This window comes from Sulfitobacter sp. 1A13679 (assembly GCF_043557115.1).
Classification (GTDB): domain Bacteria; phylum Pseudomonadota; class Alphaproteobacteria; order Rhodobacterales; family Rhodobacteraceae; genus Sulfitobacter; species Sulfitobacter faviae.
Window position 1 is genome coordinate 103091 of sequence record NZ_JBIFFO010000006.1, and the last position, 25632, is coordinate 128722.

Sequence of the window (25632 nt, forward strand, 5' to 3'; positions counted from 1 at the left end):
GCCTCTTGCTCAGTTACATCCTCAAGCGCCTTGCTATCGCTATTCCGACGCTTCTGGTCTTGATCGTCATCTCCTTCCTGCTGATGCATTCCGCCCCCGGCGGCCCCTTCACCTCGGAGCGCGAGTTGCCGCCGCAGGTGTTGGCCAACCTCAATGCGAAATACGGGCTCGACGATCCGCTGTGGAAGCAGATCACAACTTACGTCTGGGGCATCGTGACCGAATTCGATTTCGGGCCGAGCTTTGTTTACAAGGACCGTTCGGTGAACGAGATCATCGCCCAAGGTTTCCCGATCACGCTCACCTATGGCCTTTTGTCCTTCGCCGTGGCGGTCATCGTCGGCGTGAGCCTCGGCGTCGCCGCCGCCGTGCGGCACAACTCGGCGCTGGACTATGCCGCCGTCGGCGTCTCCATCGGGGCGCAGGTGCTGCCGAACTTCGTGATGGCGCCGATCCTCGTGCTGGTCTTCACGCTCTGGCTTGGCTGGCTGCCGGGTGGCGGCTGGCAGGGACCGGAATATTGGATCATGCCAGTGATCGCCCTGTCCACGTCCTTCATGGCGTCGATTGCGCGGATTACCCGCTCCTCGATGCTGGAAGTGCTGACCTCCAACCACATCCGCACCGCCCGCGCCAAAGGGCTGCCCGAGCGCCGAGTCATCCTCCGCCATGCGTTGAAACCTGCGATGTTGCCCGTAATCTCCTACCTTGGGCCGGCCTTTGTCGCGATGATCACCGGCTCCGTGGTGGTCGACATCTATTTCTCCACCGGCGGCATCGGGAAGGCCTTCGTCGACAGCGCGCTCAACCGCGATTACGCGGTGATGATGGGGGTGACGATCCTCGTCGGCGCGCTGACGATCTTCTTCAACCTCGTGGTCGACATCCTGTACGGATGGATCGACCCCAAGATCCGGTACTGACATGGTGATGACATCCGAACAACGGGTCGAAGCCAGCGAGCTTGCGGGCAAGGGGCGCTCCCCTTGGGCCGATGCGCGGCGGCGGTTCTTTCGCAACAAGGCGGCGCTGATGGGATTGGTGATCCTCGGCTTCGTGGTGGCTTTCGCGCTCTTCGGCAACAGCCTTGCGCAATGGTCGAACGAGGAACTCGACTACAACGTCATGGGCCAGATCGTGGAACTCGGCGGGCCGTCTATTGAAAGCGGCCATTACTTCGGCACCGACGATCTGGGCCGCGACCTCTTCGCCCGTACCGTACAGGGCACCCAGATTAGCCTCGCCGTCGGCCTCGTGGGCGCGCTGATCGCCTGCGTGGTCGGCACGCTATACGGCGCGGTGGCGGGCTACTTCGGCGGGCGCACCGACAGCATCATGATGCGCCTCGTCGATATCTTCATGGCCGTGCCTTATATGTTCGTGCTGATCCTGCTCTTGGTCATGTATGGCCGCTCGATCACCATCCTTTTTGCTGGCGTCGGCCTGATTTCCTGGATGGAGATGGCCCGCATCGTGCGCGGCCAGACCCTGACCATCAAGGGCCGCGAATTCGTCGAGGCCGCCCGCGCCACCGGCGTCTCGGCCCCGGTCATCATCCTGCGCCACATCGTGCCCAACCTTCTGGGTGTTATCGCCGTCTATGCCACGCTGCTGGTCCCGCTGATGATCCTGACCGAAAGCTTCATTTCCTTCCTCGGCCTCGGCGTGCAGGAGCCGCTGACCTCCCTCGGGGCGCTGATCTCCGAAGGGGCGGGCACCATCGCCTATGGCACCACCTGGCAGTTGGGCTTCCCGCTGCTGTTCTTCTGTCTCACGCTGTTCGGCCTGTTCTTCATCGGCGACGGGCTTCGTGACGCGCTCGACCCCAAGGATCGCTGATGTCTCTGTTGGAAATCGACAAGCTCTCCGTCACCTTCGACGGCGAAGACGGCCCCGTACATGCGGTCAACGACCTGTCGCTCTCGATCAACCGGGGCGAGACCCTCGGCATCGTCGGCGAAAGCGGCTCGGGCAAATCGCAGACCGCATTCTCGATCATGGGACTGCTAGCGCCCAACGGGCGCACCGGTGGGTCGATCCGTTTCGATGGGCAAGAAATCCTCGGCGCCAAGCCCAAGGTACTGAACAAGATCCGGGCCGAGCGCATCGCGATGATTTTTCAGGACCCGATGACCTCGCTCAACCCCTACATGCGGATCAGCGACCAGATGACCGAGGTGCTGACCCTGCACCAAGGCCTGTCCAAACGCGATGCGCTCGCGGAATCGGTGCGGATGCTGGACGCGGTGAAAATCCCGGCGGCCAAGGAACGCATTCGCCTCTTCCCACACGAGTTCTCGGGCGGCATGCGCCAACGGGTGATGATTGCCATGTCGCTGCTGTGCAAGCCCGACCTGCTGATCGCAGACGAGCCGACCACCGCGCTCGACGTCACCGTACAGGCGCAGATCATGGACCTCTTGGGCGATCTGCAAAAGGATTTCGGCATGGCCACGATCCTCATCACCCATGACCTCGGCGTTGTCGCAGGCTTCTGCGAGCGGGTGCTGGTCATGTACGGTGGTCGGGTGATGGAGCAAGGCCCGACCGAGCCGCTCTTTGCCCAGCCGACGCATCCCTACACCCGCGGCCTTTTGGCCGCCGTGCCGCGCGTCGATGACGAGGACGCCACGATGAAGGCGATCCCCGGCAACCCGCCCAACATGGCGGCCCCGCCCGAAGGCTGCCCCTTCCGCCCGCGCTGCGACTACGTCGGCGACGATTGCCGCGTGATGCCACCCTTGGCCCCCTTCGACGGCGCGCGCGCCCGCGCCTGCCACCGTCCCATCGCGGAGGTCACCGCATGAGCCCGCTGCTTTCCGTCCGCGACCTTCACGTCAAATTCCCGATCACCCGCGCCGGCGACATGCCCTGGACCAAGCCGCGCATCCTGCACGCGGTCAACGGGGTGAGCTTCGATCTGGAGCCCGGCAAGACCCTCGGCGTTGTGGGCGAATCCGGCTGCGGCAAATCCACCCTCGCGCGCGGGCTGATCCAGATGGTCCCCGCCGAGGGGCAGGTCATGTGGCAGGGCGAGACCGATCTTCTGTCGCTCTCCCCGCGCCGGATGAAGCCCTACCGGTCCGAGATCCAGATGGTGTTTCAGGACCCGCTCGCCTCGCTCAACCCGCGTATGACGCTGGGTCAGATCATCGCCGAGCCGCTGAAGACCCACCGCCCCGACGTGCCCGCGCGCGAGCGTCGCACCCGGGTGGCTCAGATGATGGAGCGCGTGGGCCTGCTGCCGCAGATGATCAACCGCTACCCGCATGAGTTCTCCGGCGGCCAGTGCCAGCGCATCGGCATCGCCCGTGCGCTGATCGTGGAGCCGAAGCTGCTGATCTGCGACGAGCCGGTTTCGGCACTCGACGTCTCGATTCAGGCGCAGGTGATTGAACTTCTGAAAGAGTTGCAGCGCGATCTGGGGCTAGCGATGATCTTCATCGCCCATGACCTCAGCGTGGTGAAGAACATCTCGGACGAGGTCATGGTGCTCTACCTTGGCCGCGTTATGGAGAAGGCACCAAAGGCGCAGCTCTACGACGACCCGCAGCATCCCTACACGCAGGCCCTGCTCTCGGCCGTGCCAATCCCCGATCCGATCGCCGAGCGCGCCAAGCAGATCGTGCCGATGAGCGGCGACATGCCCTCGCCGATGAACCCGCCCTCGGGTTGTGCCTTCCGGGGCCGATGCCCGCGGGCGCAGGCCGATTGCGCGCAGGTGGTGCCGCAACCGGGCGAGTCGCTGCATCAAGTCGCTTGCATTCACCCCGGCCCGCTGCAAGCCAGCGAGACCGCGGCGCGGTAAGTTTGTGGGCGGTTTCGGCATGAAAACTTCAGAATAATCAGACCTTTAGGGGCGGTTTACGTTCGCCGCCGCCCCGCCCTATCCGCGAAAAATGATATACGTCTATCAAAAATGATTGACGTATATCAAAATATCCCCCTAGATAGGCCCCGAGATGCGCAGGCTGGGAGGGCCAGCGCGCGGGGGAGGGGCCATGACAAGTCCGACGTTAAGCGATGTCGCACGCGCTGCCGGGGTGAGCTATGCCACCGCGGACCGGGTGATCAACAACCGCGGCAACGTGGCGGAAAAGTCCATCGCCAAGGTGCGCGAAGCGGTCGCAGCACTTGGCTATGTGCGCAATGTCGCGGCGGCGAACCTGTCACGCGGGCGGGTCTACCGGCTCGCTTTCCTGATCCCCCGCGGCTCCAACGCCTTTTTCAACCGCATCCGTCAACACATCGACCATACCGCCGCCCATCAGGCCACCGAACGCGTCACCGCCGAGGTGATCGAGGTCGCGGCCTTCGCCGTCGAAGGGCTGCAAGACAGCATTTCGGACCTGCTGGAACGGGATTTCGACGGTGTCGCCATCGTCGGCTTGCAAAGCGCGGCGCTTGAGGCACCTTTGGCCGCCCTGCGCGAAAAGGGGGTGGCCGTGGTGGGCCTCGTCTCCGACCTGCCGCAGGTCGCCCGCGCCGCCTATATCGGGATCGACAACATCGCCGCCGGGCGCACCGCGGGCCGCATGGTGGGGCTTGCCCATGGCGGGCAGGGCGGGCGGGTGCAGACCTTTGCAGGCTCGCTGGACGCGCGCGACCACGCGGAGCGTCTGACCGGCTTTCGCGAAGTGTTGCAGGCCGATTTCCCACAGGTTGAATTGCTGGATCCGATCATGACGAAGGACGACGCGCAGGTGCTGAACGCGCAGACGCGTCAGGCGCTCGAACAGACGGAGCTGACAGCACTTTACAACGTGGGCGCGGGCAACAGTGGGTTGGTCGCAGCCCTGCAAGAGGGCCAGGGAGAGCGGCCCTTCTGCGTGGTGCATGAACTGGTCGCGCATTCGCGTCAGGCGCTGCTTGATCGGCATATCGATCTGGTGATCGACCAGCGCCCGGATGTCGAGATCAACCGCGCCTTCACCGTCTTGCGCGCGCTGATCGACCAAAAGGAGTTGCCGCCGATGCCGGACCTCGTGCCGACGATTTATGTGCGGGACAATCTGCCCGCCGACACATTGACCGATAAGATGAAGGCCAAGATAAATGACTGATTTCTTTAAAGATATAAAGCCCCTCACCTATGATCCCGAGGGGGCCGATCTGGCCTTTCGCCACTACAACCCTGACGAGATCGTCATGGGCAAACGGATGGAAGATCACCTGCGTTTCGCCGTGGCCTATTGGCATTCCTTCGCATGGCCGGGCGGCGATCCCTTTGGCGGGCAGACCTTCGATCGCCCGTGGTTCGGTGACACGATGGATTTGGCAAAGCTCAAGGCCGATGTGGCCTTTGAGATGTTCGATCTGCTGAACGCGCCCTTCTTTTGCTGGCACGATGCCGACATCCGCCCCGAGGGGGACACATTCGCCGAAAGCCTTCGCAATTTCGAAGAGATCATTGATTATCTCGGCACCAAGATGGAAGGCTCCCAAACCAAGCTGCTTTGGGGCACGGCGAACCTCTTTGGCCACCGGCGCTTCATGTCGGGCGCGGCGACCAACCCCGACCCTGAGATTTTCGCTTGGTCCGCCGCCACGGTCAAAGCCTGCATGGACGCGACCCATAAGCTGGGCGGTCAGAACTACGTCCTTTGGGGCGGGCGCGAAGGTTATGAGACTCTGCTGAACACCGATCTGAAACGCGAACGCCAGCAGGCCGGGCGCTTCTTGCAGATGGCGGTGGAATACAAACACAAGATCGGCTTCAAAGGCGCCATTCTGGTTGAGCCCAAGCCGCAGGAGCCGACCAAACACCAGTATGATTTCGACGTGGCCACGGTCTATGGTTTCCTCAAGGAGTTTGGGCTGGAGAACGAAGTTCAGATGAACATCGAACAGGGCCATGCGATCCTTGCGGGCCATTCGTTCGAACATGAGCTGGCGCTCGCCGCGTCCTTGGGGATTTTCGGCTCGATCGACATGAACCGCAACGACTATCAATCGGGCTGGGACACGGATCAATTCCCCAACAACGTGCCCGAAGTGGCGCTGGCCTATTACGAGGTGCTGAAGGCGGGCGGTTTCACCACCGGCGGCACCAATTTCGACGCCAAGCTGCGGCGGCAATCGCTTGACCCCATCGATCTGGTCGCGGCCCATGCGGGCGCGATGGATGTCTGCGCGCGGGGCTTCAAAGCCGCCGCCGCCATGCTGGAGGATGGCACGATTGAGGCCATGCGCGCCGAGCGCTACGCGGGGTGGGAGACGCCCAAGGCCAAGGCGATGCTGGAGGGGGATCTGGCCTCAATCGCCGCGCAGGTCGTCCAAGACGGCATTAACCCGCAGCCCCGCTCGGGCCGGCAGGAAATTCTGGAGAACATCGTGAACCGGTTCGTTTGAGCCGGGGAGAGGGAGGAACATTATGAAGACGATCAAGGGACCGGCGCTGTTTCTGGCGCAATTCGCGGGCGATGAGGCGCCCTTCAACTCTTGGGACAGCATCACCAAATGGGCCGCCGATTGTGGCTACAAAGGCGTGCAGGTGCCCAGTTGGGACGCGCGGCTGATCGACTTGGCCAAGGCCGCGTCGAGCAAGGATTACTGCGATGAGTTCAAGGGCAAGGCGGTCGAAAACGGCGTGGAGGTGACCGAGCTTTCGACCCACCTTCAGGGCCAGTTGGTCGCCGTGCATCCGGCCTATGACACGGCCTTTGACGGCTTCGCCGTCGAAGAAGTGCGCGGCAATCCCAAGGCGCGGCAGGAATGGGCGGTCGAGCAGGTCAAACTGGCGCTTTCGGCGTCCAAGAACATGGGGATCGGCGCGCATGCGACCTTCTCGGGCGCTTTGGCTTGGCCCTATGTCTACCCTTGGCCGCAGCGGCCTGCCGGGCTGATTGAGACGGCCTTTGACGAACTCGCCGCGCGTTGGCTGCCGATCCTGAACCACGCCGAGGATTGCGGTGTCGATGTCTGCTATGAAATCCACCCCGGTGAAGACCTGCATGACGGCATCACCTATGAGATGTTTCTAGAGCGCACGGGCAATCACGCGCGCGCCAACATGCTCTATGACCCCAGCCACTACGTCCTGCAATGTCTTGATTACATTGATAACATCGACATCTACAAAGACCGGATCAAGATGTTCCACGTCAAGGATGCGGAGTTCAATCCGACGGGCCGTCAGGGGGTCTATTCGGGCTATCAAAGCTGGACGGACCGCGCCGGGCGGTTCCGGTCGCTGGGTGACGGGCAGGTTGATTTCGGCGCTGTCTTTTCCAAAATGGCGGCGAATGATTTCGATGGCTGGGCCGTGGTGGAATGGGAATGTTGCCTCAAGCACCCCGAAGACGGGGCGCGTGAGGGGGCGCAATTCGTCTCAGATCACATCATTCGCGTGACCGACAAAGCCTTTGACGACTTCGCCGATGGCGGCACCGATGAGGCGGCAAACCGCAAAATGCTGGGGATCGACTGATGGCACGTATTCGACTTGGCATGGTGGGCGGCGGCAATGACGCCTTTATCGGCGGGGTGCACCGCATCGCCTCGCGCATCGACGACCGGTTCGATCTGGTCGCGGGCGCGCTGTCTTCGACCCCCGAGAAATCCGCCGCCAGTGCGGAGGCTTTGGGCATCCCGCGCTCCTACGGCAGTTTCGAAGAGATGGCCGAGGCCGAAGCCGGCCGCGAGGACGGGATCGAGGCGGTTTCAATCGTCACGCCCAACCACGTTCATGCCGCTGCCGCAAAGGCCTTCTTGGCCAAGGGCATCCATGTGATCTGCGACAAGCCCCTGACCTCCACGCTGGAGGATGCGGAGGCGTTGGCGGCCAGCGTCGCGGAGGCCGAGGCGCTCTTCATCCTCACCCATAACTACACCGGCTATCCGATGATCCGCCAAGCCCGCGAAATGGTCGAGGCAGGCGATCTGGGCGAGATCCGCATCGTGCAGGCGGAATATCCGCAGGACTGGCTGACTGCCCCAGCGGAGAACGAAGGCGTCAAACAGGCCGAATGGCGCACCGATCCCGCACGCTCGGGCGCGGGCGGCTCTGTGGGGGATATCGGCACCCATGCCCATAACCTTGCCTGTTTTGTCAGCGGTCTGGAGGTCGAAAGCCTTGCCGCCGATCTGCAAAGCTGGGGCGCGGGGCGCCAGCTGGATGACAACGCCCATATGATGCTGCGCTTTGCTGGCGGCGCGCGCGGCATGCTGTGGTCAAGCCAAGTTGCCCCCGGCAATGAGAACGCGCTGAAGCTGCGTATCTATGGCGACAAGGGCGGTTTGGAATGGTCGCAAGAGGATCCCAATTACCTGTGGTTCACGCCCTTGGGAGAGCCGAAGCGCCTGATCACCCGCAACGGGGCAGGGGCGTCTGAGGCGTCGCAATCGGTAAGCCGCATTCCCGGCGGCCACCCCGAAGGGTACCTCGAAGGGTTTGCCACGATCTATAACGAGGCCGCCGATGCGATCCGCGCCGTGCAGGGCGGGGCGAGCCGCGAAAGCGCCATGGGCGTGCTGCCGGACATCACGGCGGGCATGGCGGGGATGCGTTTCATCAACGCCTGCGTCACCTCCTCGGCCAATGATGCGGCGTGGACCAAGCTATGAGTGCCACCCCCGTTCTTGCCCTGCGCGACGTGAGCAAGAGCTTCGGCTCTATCGAAGTGCTGCACGGCGTGACCCTCGCGCTAGAGCCGGGGACCGTTCATGCGCTGATCGGTGAGAACGGGGCGGGCAAATCGACGACGATGAAGATCATGGCGGGCTATCAACTGCCCTCCAAGGGCGCTGTCGAACTTGACGGTGCAGCGGTCCGTTTCGACAGTCTGCACGAGGGCGAGATGGCCGGGATCGTGATGATCCACCAAGAGTTCAACTTGGCGGAGCAGTTGACTGTTGAGCAGAACATCTTTCTGGGCCGCGAGTTGAAACGCGGGCCGCTGCTCGACAAGGCCGAGATGCGGCGGCGCACGCGGGACTATCTTGATCGGGTGGCCTGCAACGTCTCTCCGGATGCGCTGGTCTCGCGCCTGTCGAATTCCGACAAACAGATGGTCGAGATCGCCAAGGCCCTGTCGCGCGATGCGCGGGTGTTGATCATGGACGAGCCGACGGCGGTGTTGACCAAACGCGAGACCGATGTGCTGTTCAAACAGGTCGCGGCCCTGCGCGCGGCGGGAACGGCGGTCTTGTTCACCTCCCATAAGCTGGACGAAGTGGCCGAGATCTCGGACCATGTCACCATCATGCGCGATGGCGCGGTGGTGCAATCCAGCCCGACCTCTGAGATCACCGAAGACGAGATGGCCACCGCCATGGTGGGCCGCGATGTCTCTGACCTCTACCCCGCCAAACCCGGTGTAGAGCGGGGCGCGCCAGAGGTGCTTTCGGTCGAAAACCTCAGCGTGCCGGGCTTTGCCAGCAATGTGTCCTTTTCGCTGCGACAGGGGGAGATCCTCGGGCTGGGCGGGCTGATCGGTTCTGGCCGGACCGAGGTGATGGAGGGCCTTGCCGCGCTGCGCCCGGCGAGTGCCGAGCGCGTCACCCTCTTTGGGGAGCCGGTACAGTTCAAGCGGCCAAGCGACGCGCAACAGGCCGGGCTGTGCTATCTGACCGAAGACCGCAAGCTGCGCGGTCTGCTGCTGGAACGCGGCATGCGTGAGAACCTGACCCTGCAAAACCTGCATAAATTCGGCGGCTTCCTGATCGACCGCAACGCAGAGGAAACCGCCCTGACAGAGGCCATTGGCGAGTTCGACATTCGCGCGGGCAGCCGTGATGTGCGCGTCGGCAATATGTCGGGCGGCAACCAGCAGAAACTGCTGCTGGCCAAGATCATGCTCTCCGAGCCGCGCATCCTGATCGTCGATGAACCCACCCGCGGCATCGACATCGGCACCAAGCAGCAAATCTATGCCTTCCTGCGCAAATTGGCCGATCAGGGCCACGCCATTATCGTGATCACCTCCGAGATGCCCGAACTCATCGGTCTTGCCGACCGCGTGATGGTCATGCGTTTGGGTGAGGTCAGCGGCACGCTGAACGCGGGCGAGATCACGGAAGACGCGATTGTCCGCCTCTCCTTGGGGCTGCGCGCCGAACAAATGCCGATGACGGCCTAAGGAAACCGAAGATGACAGATGTAACCACACCTCAAAACAAAAGCTTCCGGATGCCGTCGATGTCTGTCCTCGGGCCGATCATCGCGCTGATCGTTCTGCTGCTGATCGGCACGGCGCTGAATTCCAACTTCCTGAGTGCGGCGAATATCACCAACGTCCTCGCCCGCTCGGCCTTTATCGGGATCATCGCGGTGGGCATGACCTTTGTCATCACCGCGGGCGGGCTTGACCTGTCGGTGGGGTCGATGGCGGCCTTTATCGCGGGGCTGATGATTTTGGTGATGAACGCCGCCTTGCCGAGCCTCGGTGTCGGCGTGCCGATCATCCTCTTGGGCATGTTCACGGCCATCGTCGCGGGGCTGCTGGCGGGGCTGTTGAACGGCTTTTTGATCACCGCCCTCGGCATCGAAGCCTTCATCGTCACGCTCGGCTCCATGGGCATTTACCGCTCGCTGGTGACTTGGCTGGCGGATGGCGGCACCCTGTCGCTCGATTTCGGTCTGCGCAGCTTTTACCGGCCCGTGTATTTCGACGGCATCCTCGGGATCAGTTGGCCGATCATCGTCTTCGCGCTGGTGGTCATCATTGGTGAGATCATCATGTCGCGCAGCGTCTATGGCCGCCACTGCGCCGCCACCGGGTCGAACGAACATGTGGCGCATTATTCTAATGTGAACGTCAATCGCACCCGTCTAATCTCCTATGCCGCCTTGGGCATCTTGGTGGGCATCGCGACGATCATGTATGTGCCCCGCCTCGGCTCTGCCTCGGCCTCCACCGGGGTGCTGTGGGAGTTGGAGGCGATTGCCGCCGTGATCATTGGCGGCACCGTGCTCAAGGGCGGTTTCGGTCGGGTCTGGGGCACCGTCATCGGCGTGCTGATCCTCAGCCTGATCGGCAATATCCTCAACCTCACCGATTTCGTGTCGCCCTATCTCAACGGCGCGATCCAAGGGATTATCATCATTCTCGCTGTGATCCTACAGCGCGAAAGGAAGACGGCGCTTTAAGCCGTAGTTGAACGCTTCATGGGAGGAGCAAATATGACATTTACCAAAACATTCATTGCCACCGCGCTGGCCACGGCTGTTGGCACCGCCGCCTTTGCCCAAGACACCAAAGTCATCGGTGTCTCGATCCCGGCGGCGACCCACGGCTGGGCGGGGGGCATGAACTTCCACGCCAAGGAAACCGTCGAACGTCTGGAAGAGGTCTATTCCGATCTCGACTTCGTTCTCGCCACCGCGTCGGACCCCGGCAAACAGGTGAACGACATCGAAGACATGGTCGCCACGCGCGACATCGACGCGCTGGTGGTGCTGCCCTTTGAATCCGACCCGCTGACCCCGCCGGTGCAAGCCGTTGCCGACAGCGGTGCATGGGTCACCGTGGTGGACCGTGGCCTCTCCGTTGAGGGCATCCAAGACCTTTACGTTGCGGGCGACAACAGCGGCTTTGGCAAGGTGTCGGGTGAATTCATGGCCCAGCAAATGCCCGATGGCGGCGACATCGTCGTGCTGCGCGGCATCCCCACCACCATCGACAACGAGCGTGTCGAGGGTTTCAACGCGGCGATCGAAGGCTCCGGCATCAATGTGCTCGACATGGAGCATGGCAACTGGAACCGCGACGACAGCTTTACCGTGATGCAGGATTTCCTGTCGAAATACCCCAATATCGACGCGGTTTGGGCCTCGGACGACGATATGGCGATTGGCGTGCTGGCCGCGATCGAAGCGGCGGGGCGTGACGATGTGAAATTCGTGCTCGGCGGGGCCGGTATGAAAGAGATGATCAAGCGCACCGCCGATGGCGATGAGATGATCCCGGCCAATGTGACCTACCCGCCGTCGATGATCGCCACCGCGATTGAGCTGACCGCCGTGGGCCTCACCTCCAACGCGCCGGTCTCGGGCACTTTCGTGATCGGCTCGGTGTTGGTGACGCAAGAGAACGCGATGGATTTCTACTATCCCGACAGCCCGTTCTAATGGCCAAGGCCACCGGCAGCCTGCCGGTGGCTCCCTCTTATTTGTGAAGTAACGAGTACCGCATGACCTATCTCGGCTTGGACCTTGGCACCTCGGGCGTCAAAGCGCTTTTGATCGACGAAGGCCAACGGCCCTTGGCCGAGGGTCATGCCCCCTTGGAGGTTCAGCGCCCGCACCCGATGTGGAGCGAGCAAGACCCCCATTCATGGATCACCGCCTGCGAGATTGCCATCGCCGAGGTCCGCGCCGCGGCCCCGGAGGCATTCGCGGCGCTGCGCGGCATTGCCGTCTCGGGCCAGATGCACGGCGCCACGCTGCTGGATGCCAATGACCGGCCCCTGCGCCCGGCGATTCTGTGGAACGATGGCCGCGCCCATGCCGAATGCGCGGAACTGGAAGAGCGCGCCGATTTTCGCGGGCTGGGTGGCAATATCGTCATGGCGGGCTTCACCGCGCCCAAGCTGCGGTGGGTGCAGAAACATGAGCCGGAGATTTTCGCGCAGGTCCGCAAGGTCCTGCTGCCCAAGGACTATGTCGGTCTTTGGCTGACGGGGGAGCATGTCTCGGAAATGTCCGACGCGGCGGGGACGCTCTGGCTCGACGTGGAAAAACGCGATTGGTCGGATGAACTGCTCGCCGCCACGGAGCTTAGCCGCGATCACATGCCGCGACTGGTCGAAGGCAGCGCGCGGGCGGGCGGGCTTCGGGCTGAGCTTGCCGCGGAGTGGGGTGTCGGTAACGTCACCGTCGCGGGCGGCGCGGGGGACAATGCCGCCACCGCCGTGGGGCTGGGGCTGGTGCAGCCGGGGCAGGGGTTTCTGTCGCTCGGCACCTCTGGCGTGCTTTTCACCGTGACCGACCGTTTCGCCAGCAACACCGCAAGCGCGGTGCATAGTTTTTGCCACGCGGTGCCGAAGACTTGGCACCAGATGGGGGTGATCCTATCGGCAACCGACGCTTTGGCATGGCTGGGACAGATCACGGGGCAAAGCCCGGCGGCTTTGGCGGGGATGGTCGATGCGGTTAGCCAGCCCTCTGCGATCACCTTCCTACCTTACCTCTCGGGCGAGCGGACGCCGCATAACGCCCCCGATGCCGCCGGAGCCTTCCACGGGCTACGCCGCGCGCATGGGTTGCCCGACATGGTTCAAGCGGTGATGGAGGGGGTGGGCTTTGCCTTTGCCGACTGCTGTCGCGCCCTTGACCACTGTGGTTCCTTCCCCGAACGGGTCTGCGTGGCGGGCGGCGGCAGCCAGTCGGAGACATGGTTGCAGATGATCGCTAACATCACCGGGCTGACCCTCGATGTGCCAGAAAGCGGTGCGCAGGGCGCGGCGCTCGGCGCGGCGCGGCTGGCGATGCTGGGCTATGGAGAGGCGGCGGAGGCCGAGGTGATCCGCCCCCCGAAGATACGCAAAAGCATCGCGCCCAACCTCGCGCTCACGTCAGCCTATGCGGAGCGCTATGCCAACTTCCGTGCGGCTTGGGAACAGCGGCTGGCGCAGTAGGCATCAAGCGCAAGACCGGCAAGAAAAGGGGCGGCCATCAGGCCGCCCCCTCTCATCACATCCCGGCAATCACCTTGTCCAAAGTGGCGGGATAGTCACGCACCCGCACGCCGGTGGCGTTGTAGATCGCATTGGTGATCGCTGCCGCCGCGCCGCAGATGCCCAATTCGCCGATCCCTTTGGCCTGTAGCGGGTTGGCCCAATCGTCTCGCTCTTCCAGCAGATCGACGGTCAACTGCGGCACATCCGCGTTCACCGGGATGTGGTATTCCGCGAGGTTGTGGTTGGCCACATGGCCGTCGCGCGGGTCAAAGGCCAACTCCTCGGTCAGTGCGATGCCGATGCCAAAGGTCATGCCTCCCAGACATTGTGACCGTGCCGTTTTGGCGTTCAGGATCCGCCCGGCAGCAAAGGTGCCATGCATCCGCCGCACCCGCGTCTCGCCCGACGCGGCATGCACCGCGACCTCGGCGAAATAGGCCCCGAAGGTGGCCTGCCGCACTGCCTCAGAAGTATCGCCGGGCTGGACGTGACCCACTTTGGCAATCTCATCCCCGTTCAGGATATCGTTCAGGCTGCGGGTCTGGTTGTCAAAGGTCGCCATGCCGTCCTTGAGCATGAGATCGCCTTCCTCCACCTCCAGCCTTGCGGCGAGCTGTCTGCGGATCGCCTCGCAGGCCAGATAGACCGAGGTGCCGCTCGACGACGCGCCCCACGACCCGCCGGAACCAGATGCCGGGGGCAGGGTGGTATCGCCCAAGACCACGTCGACCGCATCGCGTGGCAGACCCATCATATCGCCCGCGATTTGGCCCAAGATCGCATAGGTGCCGGTGCCGATATCGGTCATATCCGTTTCGACCTGCAGGCGGCCATCGGGCATCAGCGTCACGCGGGCTTGGCTCTCCATCAACACGTTGACGCGCGCGGCGGAGGCCATGCCATAGCCGATCAGCCATTCCCCCTCGCGCCGTTCCTTGACGCCGGGGCGGTCGGCCCAGCCGAATGTCTCGGCCCCGCTGTCGAGGGCCTCCCGGAAACGGCGAGAGGAGAACTCCTTGCCGCTTTCGGGGTCCTTCTCGGGGATGTTGCGGCGGCGAAGCTCGACAGGGTCCATGCCGATCTTCTCGGCTAGTTCATCCATCGCGCCTTCGAAAACGGTGACGCCCACCGCCTCGCCCGGCGCGCGGACGGAGCCTGCGCAAAGCCGGTGCACCCGCGCCAAATCCATCGACATCTTGCGGTTCGCCCCGGCATAGAGGAAATGCGACGCCTGCAAGACCGGCTCGGCAAAGCTCTCTCCGGGCAGGTTGGACACCCGCGCGTCATGGCCCAGCCCGGTCAGCCGACCTTCGGCATCGGCGGCAAGGCGCACCCGCTGCGTGGTTTCGGACCGGCGCATCGTCGCCTCATAGACCTGCTGGCGATGCAGCGCGACAGAGACCGGGCGGCCCACCTCTTTCGCGGCTATCGCTGCCGCGACGGCCTCGGGCGCAATGCCGAGTTTCGACCCGAAGCCGCCCCCGACATAGGGCGACAGGATGCGCAGCCGGTCGGGGTGGATGCCCAAGGCATCGGACAGTTCATTGCGGTTGTATTTCAACATCTGATAGCTGCCGCGCAGGGTTAGATCCTCCCCGTCCCATGAGGCGATGGAGGCATGCGGCTCCATCGGGGTGCTGGAATGCGACGGGGTGGTATAGGTTACATCGACCGAGAAAGCGGCCTGGGCCATAGCGCCGTCCAGATCGCCCTGATCCAAGATCTTCGCCTCCTGCGGCTCGACCGCCGCAGTGGCGGGATCGACCGGCATGACCTCGCCATTCTCCAACGCCACCTTCAGCGATTGCGCCGCATGGCGGGCCTGTTCGAATTCCTCGGCGACGACCACGGCGATCAACTGGCCGAGGTAGGCGGCCTGTTCCGGCCCCTGTATGGGTGCTTGGTTCGCGGTGCCTTGCGCGGGGTTGCGCAGCAGGCGCGGGTCTTGGATCACGGCCAATACCCCCGGCATTTGCGCCACCGCTTCGCGGTTGGCCAAGACCACCCGGCCGCTATTGCCCGGCGCGCGGACCATGACGCCATGCACCATGCCCTCGACCTGCCATTCATTGGCATAGGTCGCCGTTCCGCTCACCTTCAGCGGCCCTTCGGGGCGGTCCAGCGGCGCGCCGACAAGCCCCTGCGCCATATCGTCCAGCCTGCGGGCGGTGGCAGGCGCGTCCATCTTGAATTGCTCGGTCATTGCTGGGCCTCCGCGGTAAGTTCGTTCAGCACCGACACCAGCGTGCGGCGGGCGAGGGGGATTTTGAAATCATTCGCGCCATAGCCTTTGGCCTCGGCCAGCAGCAGATCGGCGGCTTTGTTGAAAAGGTCTTCGGAAGGCGCGTTGCCGGTCAGCAGATCCTCCACCTCGGCATTGCGCCAAGGTTTCGGCGCCAGCCCGCCAAAGGCCAGATCGGCACGGGTGATCCGCCCGCCTTTCATCTCGACGATCCCGGCGACCGAGACGAGGGCAAAGGCATAAGAAGCCCGGTCCCGCACCTTGCGGTAGGTCTGTTTGCCCGTCACCGGCGCGGGCAGCACCACGGCGGTGATCAATTCGCCCGGCTCTAGAACGGTCTCTTGATCAGGCCGCTCTCCGGGCAGCAGGTAAAGTTCATCCAGTGTCAGCCGGCGCGTGCTGCCGTCCTCCTTCAGTGTCTCCACCTCGGCCCCGAGCGCCCGCATGGCCACGGCCATGTCGCTGGGATGGGTGGCGATGCAATGCTCCGAAGTGCCCAAGACGGCGAGGATGCGGTTAAACCCCTCCTTCGCCGAACAGCCCGTGCCCGGCGCGCGTTTGTTGCAGGGCATGGCGCGGTCGTAGAAATACAGGCAGCGCGTGCGTTGCAGCAGGTTGCCGCCAGTCGTCGCCTTGTTGCGCAACTGCCCGCTGGCCCCGGCCAGCAACGCACGGCTCAGCACCGGCCAGCCCTTGCGCAGGCGGGCGTCATTGGCCAGATCGCTGTTGGTCACCAAGGCCCCGATGCGCAGCCCGCCGTCTTCGGTCTCTTCGATCTCGCCAAGGTCGAGCCGGTTGATGTCGATCAGCGCCTCGGGGGTCATGACCTCCAGCTTCATCAAATCCAAAAGGTTGGTACCCCCGGCGATGAAGGTACCGCCGCTGGCTGCTTGCCGCGCGGCGGCCTCTGTGTTTTCGGCGCGGGTATAGTCGAATGGTCTCATGCGCTTTCTCCCGCCGCTTTTCGGATCGCCTCGACGATGTTGGGATAGGCCGAACACCGGCAGAGATTGCCGCTCATCCGTTCCGAGATCTCTTCCGTGGTCAGCGCAGGCTTGTCCTCCAGATCATCGGTCACATGGCTGGGCCAGCCCTCGGCGATCTCCTCCAACATCGCGGTGGCCGAGCAGATTTGCCCCGGCGTGCAATAGCCGCATTGGAACCCGTCTTCGCTGACAAAGGCTTCTTGCAGCGGGCTGAGGTTGCCGGGCGCTCCGATGCCTTCGATGGTGGTCACCTCATCGCCGTCATGCATACAGGCCAATGTCAGACAAGCGTTGATCCGGCGGCCATTCACCATGACCGTGCAGGCGCCGCATTGCCCGTGATCGCAGCCCTTCTTGCTGCCGGTCAGTCCAAGATGGTGGCGCAGCGCATCCAGCAGCGTTGTGCGGGGATCGAGATCCAGCCGCTGCTTCGTGCCATTGATGGTCAGATTCGTTTCCACGGCAATTTCCTTTGGCTAAATGGGGGCGGAGGAGCGGCCCCCTCCGGCTATCGGCTGCCTCGGGACGTAGGGCGGCGTGGATGAGCGGCAAGCGGGTGTGGCTGGTGGAGCTGGGGCGGCGCAATTAAGTAACATAACCATGATTACGGGATTTTTGACTTTGCAGCCGCGTCCAACCGCCGCCCCCTCTGGCCGCTTGGCCCAAAGCCGATTAGAAGCGAGGTCGAAACCGGGGGAGCGAACCGTTGCAAAAGATCACATTGCCCGAAAGGAACGACTGGCGCGCCCATGCGCAAGAGGTGGGCTTTACCTTTGCCGATATGCATGGCGAACCCTATTGGGACGAAACCTCGGCCTATGCATTCACCCTCACCCAGATCGAGAATGACATCGAAGACCCTTCGACCGAGCTTCACGCCATGTGCCGCGAGGCCGTGGCCAAGATCATCGCCAGCGAAGAGTTGATGACCCGGCTTGCCATTCCAGATGCCTACCGCGATCTTGTGGCCGACAGCTGGCGCCGGGGCGATCCTGAGATCTATGGCCGTTTCGATCTGGCCTATGACGGCACAAACCCGGCCAAGCTGTTGGAATATAACGCAGATACACCGACCTCGCTTTACGAAAGCGCGGCCTTTCAGTGGCAGTGGCTTGAGGACCAGTTGAAAGCAGGCCTGTTGCCCGAGGGCACGGATCAGTTCAACGGCATTCATGAGGCGCTGGTCGCCCGTTTTAGCGATGTCTTCGAGCAGGACAGCGATCTGCATTTCACCGCCGTGGCCGACAACCCCGAAGACTACGGCACCGTCGAAGCCATGGGCTGGGCCGCACGCGAGGCGGGGCTGGGCGCGCATTACTGCGATCTCGACAAGATCGGGCTAAGCGACGATGGCCACTTCCTTGATGATCAAGACCGCCGCATTGCCGTCCTGTTCAAACTGTACCCATGGGAAGACCTGCTGCGCGATGACTACGCCGCCCATATCCAAGGCTCAGGCTGTCTGTTCTTGGAGCCTGCGTGGAAAGCGCTTTTGTCAAACAAGGGCCTTCTGCCCGTGCTGTGGCAGATGTTTGAAGGCCACCCCAATCTGCTGCCCGCGTTTTTCGAGGCTGATGTGGCCGATGCGCTCGCCGGACGCGGCCCCGCCGCCCCCGCCTGCGCCGACGCCTTTGACCGTGCCGCGGCGGAACTGGCCGAGGCGCATGTGCGCAAGCCGATCCTTTCGCGCGAGGGGGCCTCGGTCACGATCCACCAGTCCGGTAAGGTGATCGAACAGTCGCAAAACTCTGATTACGCCGAGCATCCGCGCATCGTGCAGGCCTATGCCCCGCTGCCCACATTCGACGGTTTCCGCCCGGTGATCGGCTCATGGATCGTGGGAGAGACCTGCGCGGGCATCGGCATCCGCGAAGACCGATCGCGCATCACGCAGGATTTGTCACGCTTCAAACCGCACTACATTCTGGCATAGCCCACCGCTCCGCCGCCCCTTGGCAGAAAGACGACCATTATGACCAAACGCTCGAAACGGGTTTCCATCGCCATCGTCGGCGCCGCCGCCTTCACCCTTGCTGGCTGTGAGGAAGAAAAGGTCGACGCCGCCGCCTTTCCCGACCTGCAAAGCTGTCTTGCCGACGCCGCCCGTGGCGGCATGTACAGCGAACAGGAATGCGAAACCGCCTTTGACGCGGCGCAAACGCTCCATGTGGAATCCGCCCCGCGCTACGACAGTCTTGAGGTCTGCGAAGAGCAGCATGGCGCAGGCGCTTGTGGCTCGGAAGAGGCGGCGACTCAAGGCGGATCGGGTGGCATTTTCATGCCCTTGCTGGCGGGCTATCTGATCGGCAATATGATGAGCAACCGCGCCGGCATGGCGGCGGCACAGCCGCTTTACAAAACCTCCGATGGGCGCTTCACCAATGCCGCGCGCTCCAGCACCTATTCGACAAATCGCGGCGCGGCCAAACTCAGCACTTCGCAATTTACCCGGCCCAGCACCACCATCGGCAAGACCTCGATGACCCGCGCCACCGCCGCATCGCGCGGCGGCTTTGGCCGCTCTGGCGGATCGCGCGGCTTTGGTGGCTGATCGGCGCTGACGCCTTACTTGCGGCGCAGCACCGCTGCGGCAAAGATCACGATTGCCAGCGACAGCACCGCCACCGCCCAGAAGGGATCGTTGCCATGGGGATGCACATGCGCGCCCTCATGCGCTGCCAACGGTGCGGCAAAGGTGGCGAGGGCGAATGTCAGTTTCTTCATCTCGATCTCCTTGATCTATCAGGGTGGACCGGGCGGCCTCAGGCCAGCCCCAGAATCTCACGCGCCTGCTGCGCGGTGGCGACAGGGCGACAGGCCTCTGCGCAGATCTCCGCCGCGCGGGTCACGAGGGCGGCATTGGAGGGGGCGAGGGTCTGTTTGTCCAGCCGGATGTTGTCCTCCAGCCCCGTCCGCAGATGGCCCCCCGCGGCGGCGCACCATGCGTTCAACTCGGCCTGATGCCGCCCGATCCCGGCGGCGCACCACGGGATATCGCCGAAGAGCCGTTTGACGGTTTTGATATAGAAATCAAAAACCTCCCGATCCGCTGGCATGGCGTTTTTCACGCCCATGACGAATTGGATATAGGGCCGGGCCGGGATCTTGCCCGCCTTCGCCATCGCCTTGGCCTGTAGGATGTGGCTGAGGTCAAAGACTTCGATCTCGGGCAGCACGCTATAGGTCATCATCTCTTCCGCCAGCCAGTCGACAAGCTCGGGCGGGTTCTCATAGACGCGGTTGGGAAAGTTGTTCGACCCCACCGAAAGCGAGGCCATATCGGGCCTCAGCGGCAGCATCCCGCCGCGGTTCTTGCCCGCGCCCGAACGCCCACCGGTCGAGAATTGCACGATCATGCCGGGGCAATGTTCCCGCAGCCCCTCTTGCAACCGCGCAAAACGGTCGGGGTCCGCCGTGGGGGTGCCATCGGCGGTGCGCACATGGGCATGGCAGATCGTCGCCCCGGCCTCGAACGCGGCATGGGTGCTTTCGATCTGTTCGCTAATGTCGATCGGCACCGCCGGGTTGTCGGCCTTGGTTGGCAGCGATCCGGTGATGGCCACGCAGATGATGGCAGGAGTATCGGTCATGAGTGTCCTCGGCTTTCTGGAAAATCAATCGGCGCTGTCGCGGGCAAGGGCGATGACACGGCGGAGGGCTTCCTCCGCCGGGTCTGAGCTCTCCCGCTCCGGCCAGTCGTAGAACCCCTTACCGCTGCGCTTGCCAAGATGCCCCCGCTCGACCAATGCGGTGAGACTGGGCGAAGGGTCATGCCGGTCGCAAAGGTCTGGGTAGAGGTATTCGGCGATGCTCAGATGGGTGCCCAGCCCGTTCAGATCGCGCTGGCGGAACGGGCCGGAAAGCGCCATGCGCACGCCGACGGACCATTGCACGATCTCGTCGATCTCCGCCGGGCTGGCGACCCCTTGGTCCACCAAATGCAGGCATTCGCGCATGATGGCATGCTGAATGCGATTGGCCACGAAACCGGGCGGCGCGTGATCCAGCCGCACGGGCCGCCGCTCCAACTCGCGCAGCAGGGTGATGACATCGGCGCAAAGCCCTTCGGGCGCGTCTTCAGCTGCGACGACTTCGACGGCGGGGATCACATCGCCGGGGTTGAAGAAATGCGTGATCACGGCGCGTTCGGGCCGAGCCATATCCGTCGTCATCTCTTCCAACCTCAGGCCAGAGGTGTTGGACAAGATCGGCGCGCCCTCCGGCACGGCCACCTCCAAGGCTGCGAGCACACGGCGTTTCAGCGCGAGGTCTTCCGGCACGCATTCCAATGCAACATCGGCCTGCCCTGCCTCCTCCAAGGCAGCGCAGGCGGACGACCCCGGCACCGTGGCCAAAAATGCCTTCCGCGCGGCCTCGGTCGGGTCGACCGCTTGGACCCTCCAGCCGTGCTGGCCAAAGAGCCTGCCGATGGATTGGCCCATCGTGCCTGTCCCCACGATTATGATGCCTTTGGCCATATGATCCCCCTCCCGGATATCAGTTATTTACTTATCACCAGTGCGTAGTGATAAGTAAACAGCGAATAGGAAAAAGGATGCCGCCCCGTGACCCAAGACCCCTCTCCGCGCCATGCGCTCGTCACCGGCGGGGCGCGCAACATCGGCCTCGGCATCGCGCGCAGGCTGCGTGAGGACGGCTGGCGTGTCTTTATCCTCGATATCGAAGAGCCCGAAGACCCCGCGCATCGGGCGGATGCGCAGCGGGTGGATCTGACGGACATCGCGGCGACCACGGCTGCCCTCCAACACATCCTCGCGCAGGGGCCGGTCACCTGTCTGGTCAATAACGTCGGCATCGTGAAACCCGCATCTTTCGACGCTGTCGCCCTCGACGATTTCGATCCCATCATGCATCTGAACCTGCGCCCCAGCATTCTGGCCGCGAAACTGGTCGTGCCGGGGATGCGCGCGGCGGGGGCTGGGCGGATCGTGATGAACACCAGCCGCGTGACCAAGGGCAAGATCGACCGCACGCTCTATTCCGCGAGCAAGGGCGCGATCCAGTCGATGGCACGGACTTGGGCGCTGGAACTGGCGCGCGACGGGATCACTGTGAACTGTGTCGCCCCCGGCCCCATCGCCACCACGGCTTTTTGGGAGAACAACCCCGAAGACGCGCCGGAAACCCGCGCCATTGTCGATGCGGTGCCGATGGGCCGGATGGGAACACCTGCGGATGTGGCGCAGGCGGTGTCCTTCTTTGCCGATCCGCGCAGCGGCTTTGTCACCGGGCAGACGGTCTTTGTCTGTGGCGGCACGGCGGTCGGGTAATCAGCCCTCGGGCTCTAGGGCCGCAAGCAACCTGCGCAGGACCGGATTGCGCGCATCGCGCAGATAGGCCAGCCCGATCCGGCTTTGCACCTTGGCGTCGCGGATCGGCAGGAAGGACACGCCCGCATCCTTCATCCGCGCGGCAGAGGCGGGGACGAAAGCCACCCCGAGACCCGCAGAGACGAAATTCACGATGGCGGTGAACTGCGGCGCGCGATGGGCCACGCGGGGGGCGAAACCGGCATCGGCGCAGAGTTGATAGGCACAGGCGGCAAAGCCCATGTCGGGGCCAAGGTGGCTGAAGATGAAACTCTCCTCGCGCAGCGCCGCCATGGCAACGGAAGGCACCTCGGCAAGGCGGTGATCGGGCGGCACGGCCAGCAAGATATCCTCGGTATGAACCGCGCGGGTGGCCAAATCCTCTGGCACGCCGGAAAGCGGCAGCCGCACGAAACCCGCGTCGAGCCTGCCCGCCACGATCTCGGCGATTTGCAGGTCCATGTCCAACTCGCGCAGGATCAGCTCCACCTCCGCCGCGCCCGCGCGCAATTCGCGCAGGAGCCGCCCGAGGATCCCCGCGTAGGAGGCCGAGCCGACATAGGCCAATTCGATGCGCCCGCGCTGACCGTTGCGCGCCGATTCGGCCAATGCCTCGACCCGCCGGGCCTGTTGCAGCAGCGCGCGGGCCTCGGGCAGGAGCGACTTGCCGAAGTCGGTCAGCATCACCCTGCGGCGGTTGCGGTCAAAGAGAAGCTCACCGCCAAAGGCGGTTTCGAGATGTTTGAGCTGCTGTGTCAGCGCCGGCTGCGCCACGCCGAGCGCCGCCGCCGCTTGACCGAAATGCAGCGTTTCCGCGATGGCGACGAAGACCTCATACTGGCGCAACGTGGCGGTGAGTGGCGTTTCCATGCGGCCCCCTGAACTGACGTCAGAGGGTTTTCACACGCGGGCCGGTGATAAGCAAGTTAGATCACTGGCCCCTACCCCTCCGCCGCGCGGGCGCGGCTGCGGCGGGCGTGCAGGGTCTCGGCCTCGGCCAGATCGTCGCTTTCGACCTTAACCGTCTCATGCCCACCGGGGCGCCGTGCGCGCTTGCGCCGAAGCGGGCCGCTGTCATCGCTTTCCCGTGGCAGGATCAGCCGGTCGACCAAAGTGCGGCGGAGGCCGAGGGTCGAGGTCAGATCGAAGACCCGCGCGGCGACCGCGTCAGCCTCTTGCGGTTGCACCAACAACTCAAGCCGCGCGACGGGGCGGGATTTCTTGCCCTGCCCGCTGAACATCATGAGATCGACCACGCCCTCCATCTCGCGCAACCGATCCACCGCCGCGCCCAATTCTTCGCCCGTCATGTCGTCGATATCGCAGGCGAATTGCACGAGACTGTCCTGCGCGATGCCCGCCGTGGCGGTGTCGAAGACGCTCACGCGCAGGATGTTCGGCAGGCCTTTCATCACCCGCATCCCCGCGCCTGAGCCAGTACAGCGCAGCCGCCCCGGTGGACGGCTGGCGATGGGGCTGCCGCCGGTGAGATGGGCAAGGATCGCGGCCCCCGTGGGCGTCACCCGCTCGCCCGGCACGCCGTCGTCATGCCAATCGTAACCCTGCAAGATCAGCGCCGTGGCGGGCGCGGGCACCGGCAGTTTGCCATGCGCCGTCTCGACCAGCCCGCCGCCGAGGGGCAGCGGCGCGAGCGAGACAGTCGCCCCCGCCAGCGCGGCGCAGATGCTGCCTGCGGCGGTCACATCCATCAGCGCGTCCCAATCCGCGATCTCGTGGAAATGCACCCGATCGATGGGGATGTCATGCACCTGCGCTTCAGCCTCCGCAATCCGGTGAAGGATGGCGCAGGCGGCCTCCGCCGTGCCCTCCGACAGCGCTGCGTTCTCTAGCAAGTTGCGCATGGCGCGATAGGTCGTCTCGGCGCCGTGCCGCCTGCCGGCGTCGGGCGCTGTCAGCACCAGCTCAAACCGTCGCGACGTGATGCCCGAGGCGACATGTTCGCTCAGTTCTGCATATCCCACCTCAGCGGGGAGCACGGCGGCGACATCGGCCAAGGCGCGCTCGGCCAGATCGGAGAAGGCATGCAACATTGCGGCGATGAACATATCCCCCGCCGCCCCGCCAACGGGGTCGAGGTGTAAGTGAAGCCCCTGCCCCTGCATCAATGTCCCTCCGGCCAAGGGTTGCGCAGCAGGCCGCCGTCGAACTGCATCTCATGCAGGTCACCGATCACCTCCAGCCCCGGACGGTCGCGCAGGTCCGGCAGCATCGCCTCGGAGGCATAGAGATACTCGAGCTTCAGCGTGTTGGGAATGCGCAGCAGCCGGACCTTGGTGATATCCTCGGCCCCACAGGTCTTGACCGCTGTCTGGATCGCGGTGCGGTCGCAGGGCATGACCATCGGGATTTTCGACTGTTTCAACACCTGCGAGGTGATGGCATTGGCATAGACCGCCTCGCGGTCGAAGTCCTGCTCCAACCGCTGCGTGATCACATCCGCCCGCGCCGCGCCATTGCCGTTGCCATTGCTGCGCGGCGACAGGCCAAGCGCCACCAACCGCGAGATATGCAGATGGACCTGCATCTTCTCGCTCGAAAACCGATGGGTGATATTGGGGTCCATCCCGGTGCCTGAGAACTCTTTGCCGATCTCATCCACCACCAGCACGTCCAGATCGCCCGTGGCCGAAGGCGCGTCCAGCGGCCCCAGCGGCAGGCGGGGCATGTTGCGCATCGCCTCTTGCAGATAGGGCGCTTCGGCCTCCAGCATCCCGTCGCTGTCAAGCGCCACGACCTGCGCCAGCCCGTCATAGGCATTCTCAATCGTGCCGATGCCAAACAGCACCTTGCAGCGCGCCAGCTTCATCCGCGCCATTTTGGCCACGAAGATGCCGACGTTATCGATGCCACGGGAATGGCAGGTTTCGGCCCCCGATTGCTTGCCCAACCCGATCGAGAGCATTTTGGCCAGCCCGCTTTCGTTTGGCGCGCGGAAAGAGGTATGCGGCTTGATCCGGTTGAACAGGATGATCCCATCGGCGGCATTGGCGTGGCGGTCCATCCGCACCGACATGCCGTTGTCGAGCACGCCGATCTCATCGGTTTCCATCGAAGAGCGGATTTCGCAACCGAGGCTCTCTTCGGTCACGCCCAGTTTCGCCAGCAGCGCGGTCTGCCCCTCTGCGGTGGCGCCGCCGTGGCTGCCCATGGCGGGCACGACAAAGGGGTGCGCCCCGCGTGCGCGGACCTCGGCCACGATGGCGGCCAGCAGTTCCGGCAGGTTCGCCAGCCCGCGGCTGCCCGCGGTGATGGCGATGGACATGCCCGGTTTGATCTTGCCCGCGCAATCGGCCTGCATCGCCTCTGCCACGGCGGCGCGCGGGTCGTCGATTTGGGCCGCGGCAAAGGTCTGACGGCAAAGCGCCATGCGCGGCAGCGGCGTATCCTCGACCAGTTTCACATAGTTCGGTTTCATCTGCGCTCTCCCGTCTGA

General features: G+C 63.9%; 24 protein-coding genes. 15 read left to right on the top strand and 9 right to left on the bottom strand.

Going from position 1 to position 25632, the window contains the following annotated elements:
• The first annotated feature begins 5 nt into the window (after positions 1 to 5).
• From oppB to xylB, 12 genes are all read left to right on the top strand, one after another.
• On the top strand, positions 6 to 923 hold the full coding sequence (oppB, locus tag ACGYLA_RS06805) for an oligopeptide ABC transporter permease OppB (RefSeq protein ID WP_394431311.1): 918 nt from the start codon (positions 6 to 8) through the stop codon (positions 921 to 923).
• 1 nt (position 924) lies between these two features.
• Positions 925 to 1839 (top strand): ABC transporter permease subunit, encoded by a 915-nt coding sequence (locus ACGYLA_RS06810; protein WP_394431313.1) that lies wholly within the window; start codon positions 925 to 927, stop codon positions 1837 to 1839.
• A complete protein-coding gene (locus ACGYLA_RS06815) occupies positions 1839 to 2807 on the top strand; it encodes an oligopeptide/dipeptide ABC transporter ATP-binding protein (protein ID WP_394431315.1) in 969 nt (322 codons plus the stop codon). Before ACGYLA_RS06810 ends, ACGYLA_RS06815 begins: the two co-directional genes overlap by 1 nt.
• Positions 2804 to 3808 (top strand): ABC transporter ATP-binding protein, encoded by a 1005-nt coding sequence (locus ACGYLA_RS06820; protein WP_394431317.1) that lies wholly within the window; start codon positions 2804 to 2806, stop codon positions 3806 to 3808. Before ACGYLA_RS06815 ends, ACGYLA_RS06820 begins: the two co-directional genes overlap by 4 nt.
• A 193-nt stretch (positions 3809 to 4001) precedes the next feature.
• Positions 4002 to 5063, top strand: a complete 1062-nt coding sequence (locus ACGYLA_RS06825; protein WP_394431319.1) for a LacI family DNA-binding transcriptional regulator — start codon at positions 4002 to 4004, stop codon at positions 5061 to 5063.
• The gene (gene xylA / locus ACGYLA_RS06830) at positions 5056 to 6351 is read left to right on the top strand and encodes a xylose isomerase (RefSeq protein ID WP_394431321.1); all 1296 of its coding nucleotides are present in this window, start codon (positions 5056 to 5058) and stop codon (positions 6349 to 6351) included. The genes ACGYLA_RS06825 and xylA overlap by 8 nt, the downstream gene beginning before the upstream one ends.
• Positions 6352 to 6373: 22 nt before the next feature.
• Positions 6374 to 7429, top strand: a complete 1056-nt coding sequence (locus ACGYLA_RS06835; protein ID WP_067261237.1) for a sugar phosphate isomerase/epimerase — start codon at positions 6374 to 6376, stop codon at positions 7427 to 7429.
• On the top strand, positions 7429 to 8565 hold the full coding sequence (locus ACGYLA_RS06840) for a Gfo/Idh/MocA family protein (protein WP_394431324.1): 1137 nt from the start codon (positions 7429 to 7431) through the stop codon (positions 8563 to 8565). Before ACGYLA_RS06835 ends, ACGYLA_RS06840 begins: the two co-directional genes overlap by 1 nt.
• Positions 8562 to 10079: a sugar ABC transporter ATP-binding protein gene (locus tag ACGYLA_RS06845; RefSeq protein WP_394431325.1), complete on the top strand. Its 1518-nt coding sequence runs from the start codon at positions 8562 to 8564 to the stop codon at positions 10077 to 10079. The genes ACGYLA_RS06840 and ACGYLA_RS06845 overlap by 4 nt, the downstream gene beginning before the upstream one ends.
• 11 nt (positions 10080 to 10090) lie before the next feature.
• Entirely contained in the window at positions 10091 to 11089 is a 999-nt protein-coding gene (locus ACGYLA_RS06850; RefSeq protein WP_394431327.1) for an ABC transporter permease, read from the top strand.
• A gap of 33 nt (positions 11090 to 11122) precedes the next feature.
• Complete coding sequence (locus ACGYLA_RS06855; protein ID WP_394431329.1) at positions 11123 to 12070, top strand: ABC transporter substrate-binding protein; 948 nt, start codon at positions 11123 to 11125, stop codon at positions 12068 to 12070.
• A gap of 62 nt (positions 12071 to 12132) precedes the next feature.
• Positions 12133 to 13578: a xylulokinase gene (gene xylB / locus ACGYLA_RS06860; RefSeq protein WP_394431331.1), complete on the top strand. Its 1446-nt coding sequence runs from the start codon at positions 12133 to 12135 to the stop codon at positions 13576 to 13578.
• Between the two features lie 55 nt (positions 13579 to 13633).
• On the opposite strand, the gene ACGYLA_RS06865 is transcribed toward xylB, so the two are convergent.
• From ACGYLA_RS06865 to ACGYLA_RS06875, 3 genes are read right to left on the bottom strand one after another with little or no spacing between them, the layout of a single operon-like run.
• Positions 13634 to 15823, bottom strand: coding sequence for a molybdopterin cofactor-binding domain-containing protein (locus ACGYLA_RS06865; RefSeq protein WP_394431333.1), 2190 nt, complete (start codon positions 15821 to 15823; stop codon positions 13634 to 13636).
• Positions 15820 to 16806, bottom strand: coding sequence for an FAD binding domain-containing protein (locus ACGYLA_RS06870; protein WP_394431335.1), 987 nt, complete (start codon positions 16804 to 16806; stop codon positions 15820 to 15822). The genes ACGYLA_RS06865 and ACGYLA_RS06870 overlap by 4 nt, the downstream gene beginning before the upstream one ends.
• Positions 16803 to 17309: a 2Fe-2S iron-sulfur cluster-binding protein gene (locus ACGYLA_RS06875; protein WP_394431337.1), complete on the bottom strand. Its 507-nt coding sequence runs from the start codon at positions 17307 to 17309 to the stop codon at positions 16803 to 16805. Before ACGYLA_RS06875 ends, ACGYLA_RS06870 begins: the two co-directional genes overlap by 4 nt.
• Before the next feature lie 245 nt (positions 17310 to 17554).
• Here ACGYLA_RS06875 and ACGYLA_RS06880 point away from each other — a divergent pair, with 245 nt between their 5' ends.
• Positions 17555 to 18781 carry a glutathionylspermidine synthase family protein gene (locus ACGYLA_RS06880; protein WP_394431340.1) on the top strand — a complete coding sequence of 409 codons (1227 nt, stop codon included), beginning with the start codon at positions 17555 to 17557 and terminating at the stop codon, positions 18779 to 18781.
• 39 nt (positions 18782 to 18820) lie between these two features.
• Complete coding sequence (locus ACGYLA_RS06885) at positions 18821 to 19399, top strand: DUF1190 domain-containing protein (protein WP_394431342.1); 579 nt, start codon at positions 18821 to 18823, stop codon at positions 19397 to 19399.
• A gap of 14 nt (positions 19400 to 19413) precedes the next feature.
• Here ACGYLA_RS06885 and ACGYLA_RS06890 read toward each other — a convergent pair whose 3' ends face one another.
• Genes ACGYLA_RS06890 through ACGYLA_RS06900 form a run of 3 tightly spaced genes read right to left on the bottom strand, consistent with a single transcriptional unit; the run spans position 19414 to position 21326 of the window.
• Positions 19414 to 19572 carry a peptidase M23 gene (locus tag ACGYLA_RS06890; protein WP_394431344.1) on the bottom strand — a complete coding sequence of 53 codons (159 nt, stop codon included), beginning with the start codon at positions 19570 to 19572 and terminating at the stop codon, positions 19414 to 19416.
• 38 nt (positions 19573 to 19610) lie between these two features.
• Complete coding sequence (locus tag ACGYLA_RS06895; protein ID WP_394431346.1) at positions 19611 to 20438, bottom strand: 3-keto-5-aminohexanoate cleavage protein; 828 nt, start codon at positions 20436 to 20438, stop codon at positions 19611 to 19613.
• A 24-nt stretch (positions 20439 to 20462) separates the two neighbouring features.
• Positions 20463 to 21326, bottom strand: coding sequence for a 3-hydroxyacyl-CoA dehydrogenase NAD-binding domain-containing protein (locus tag ACGYLA_RS06900; protein WP_394431348.1), 864 nt, complete (start codon positions 21324 to 21326; stop codon positions 20463 to 20465).
• Positions 21327 to 21413: 87 nt separating this feature from the next.
• Here ACGYLA_RS06900 and ACGYLA_RS06905 point away from each other — a divergent pair, with 87 nt between their 5' ends.
• Positions 21414 to 22139 carry an SDR family NAD(P)-dependent oxidoreductase gene (locus ACGYLA_RS06905; protein ID WP_394431350.1) on the top strand — a complete coding sequence of 242 codons (726 nt, stop codon included), beginning with the start codon at positions 21414 to 21416 and terminating at the stop codon, positions 22137 to 22139.
• Here the strand turns inward: ACGYLA_RS06905 and ACGYLA_RS06910 are convergent, their stop codons facing one another.
• The 3 genes from ACGYLA_RS06910 to ACGYLA_RS06920 all read right to left on the bottom strand — a co-directional run bounded on the left by ACGYLA_RS06910 (position 22140) and on the right by ACGYLA_RS06920 (position 25614).
• On the bottom strand, positions 22140 to 23048 hold the full coding sequence (locus ACGYLA_RS06910; RefSeq protein WP_394431352.1) for a LysR family transcriptional regulator: 909 nt from the start codon (positions 23046 to 23048) through the stop codon (positions 22140 to 22142).
• Positions 23049 to 23119: 71 nt separating this feature from the next.
• Positions 23120 to 24301: a LarC family nickel insertion protein gene (locus tag ACGYLA_RS06915; RefSeq protein ID WP_394431354.1), complete on the bottom strand. Its 1182-nt coding sequence runs from the start codon at positions 24299 to 24301 to the stop codon at positions 23120 to 23122.
• Positions 24301 to 25614, bottom strand: a complete 1314-nt coding sequence (locus ACGYLA_RS06920) for a lactate racemase domain-containing protein (protein WP_394431356.1) — start codon at positions 25612 to 25614, stop codon at positions 24301 to 24303. Before ACGYLA_RS06920 ends, ACGYLA_RS06915 begins: the two co-directional genes overlap by 1 nt.
• Positions 25615 to 25632: the final 18 nt, after the last annotated feature.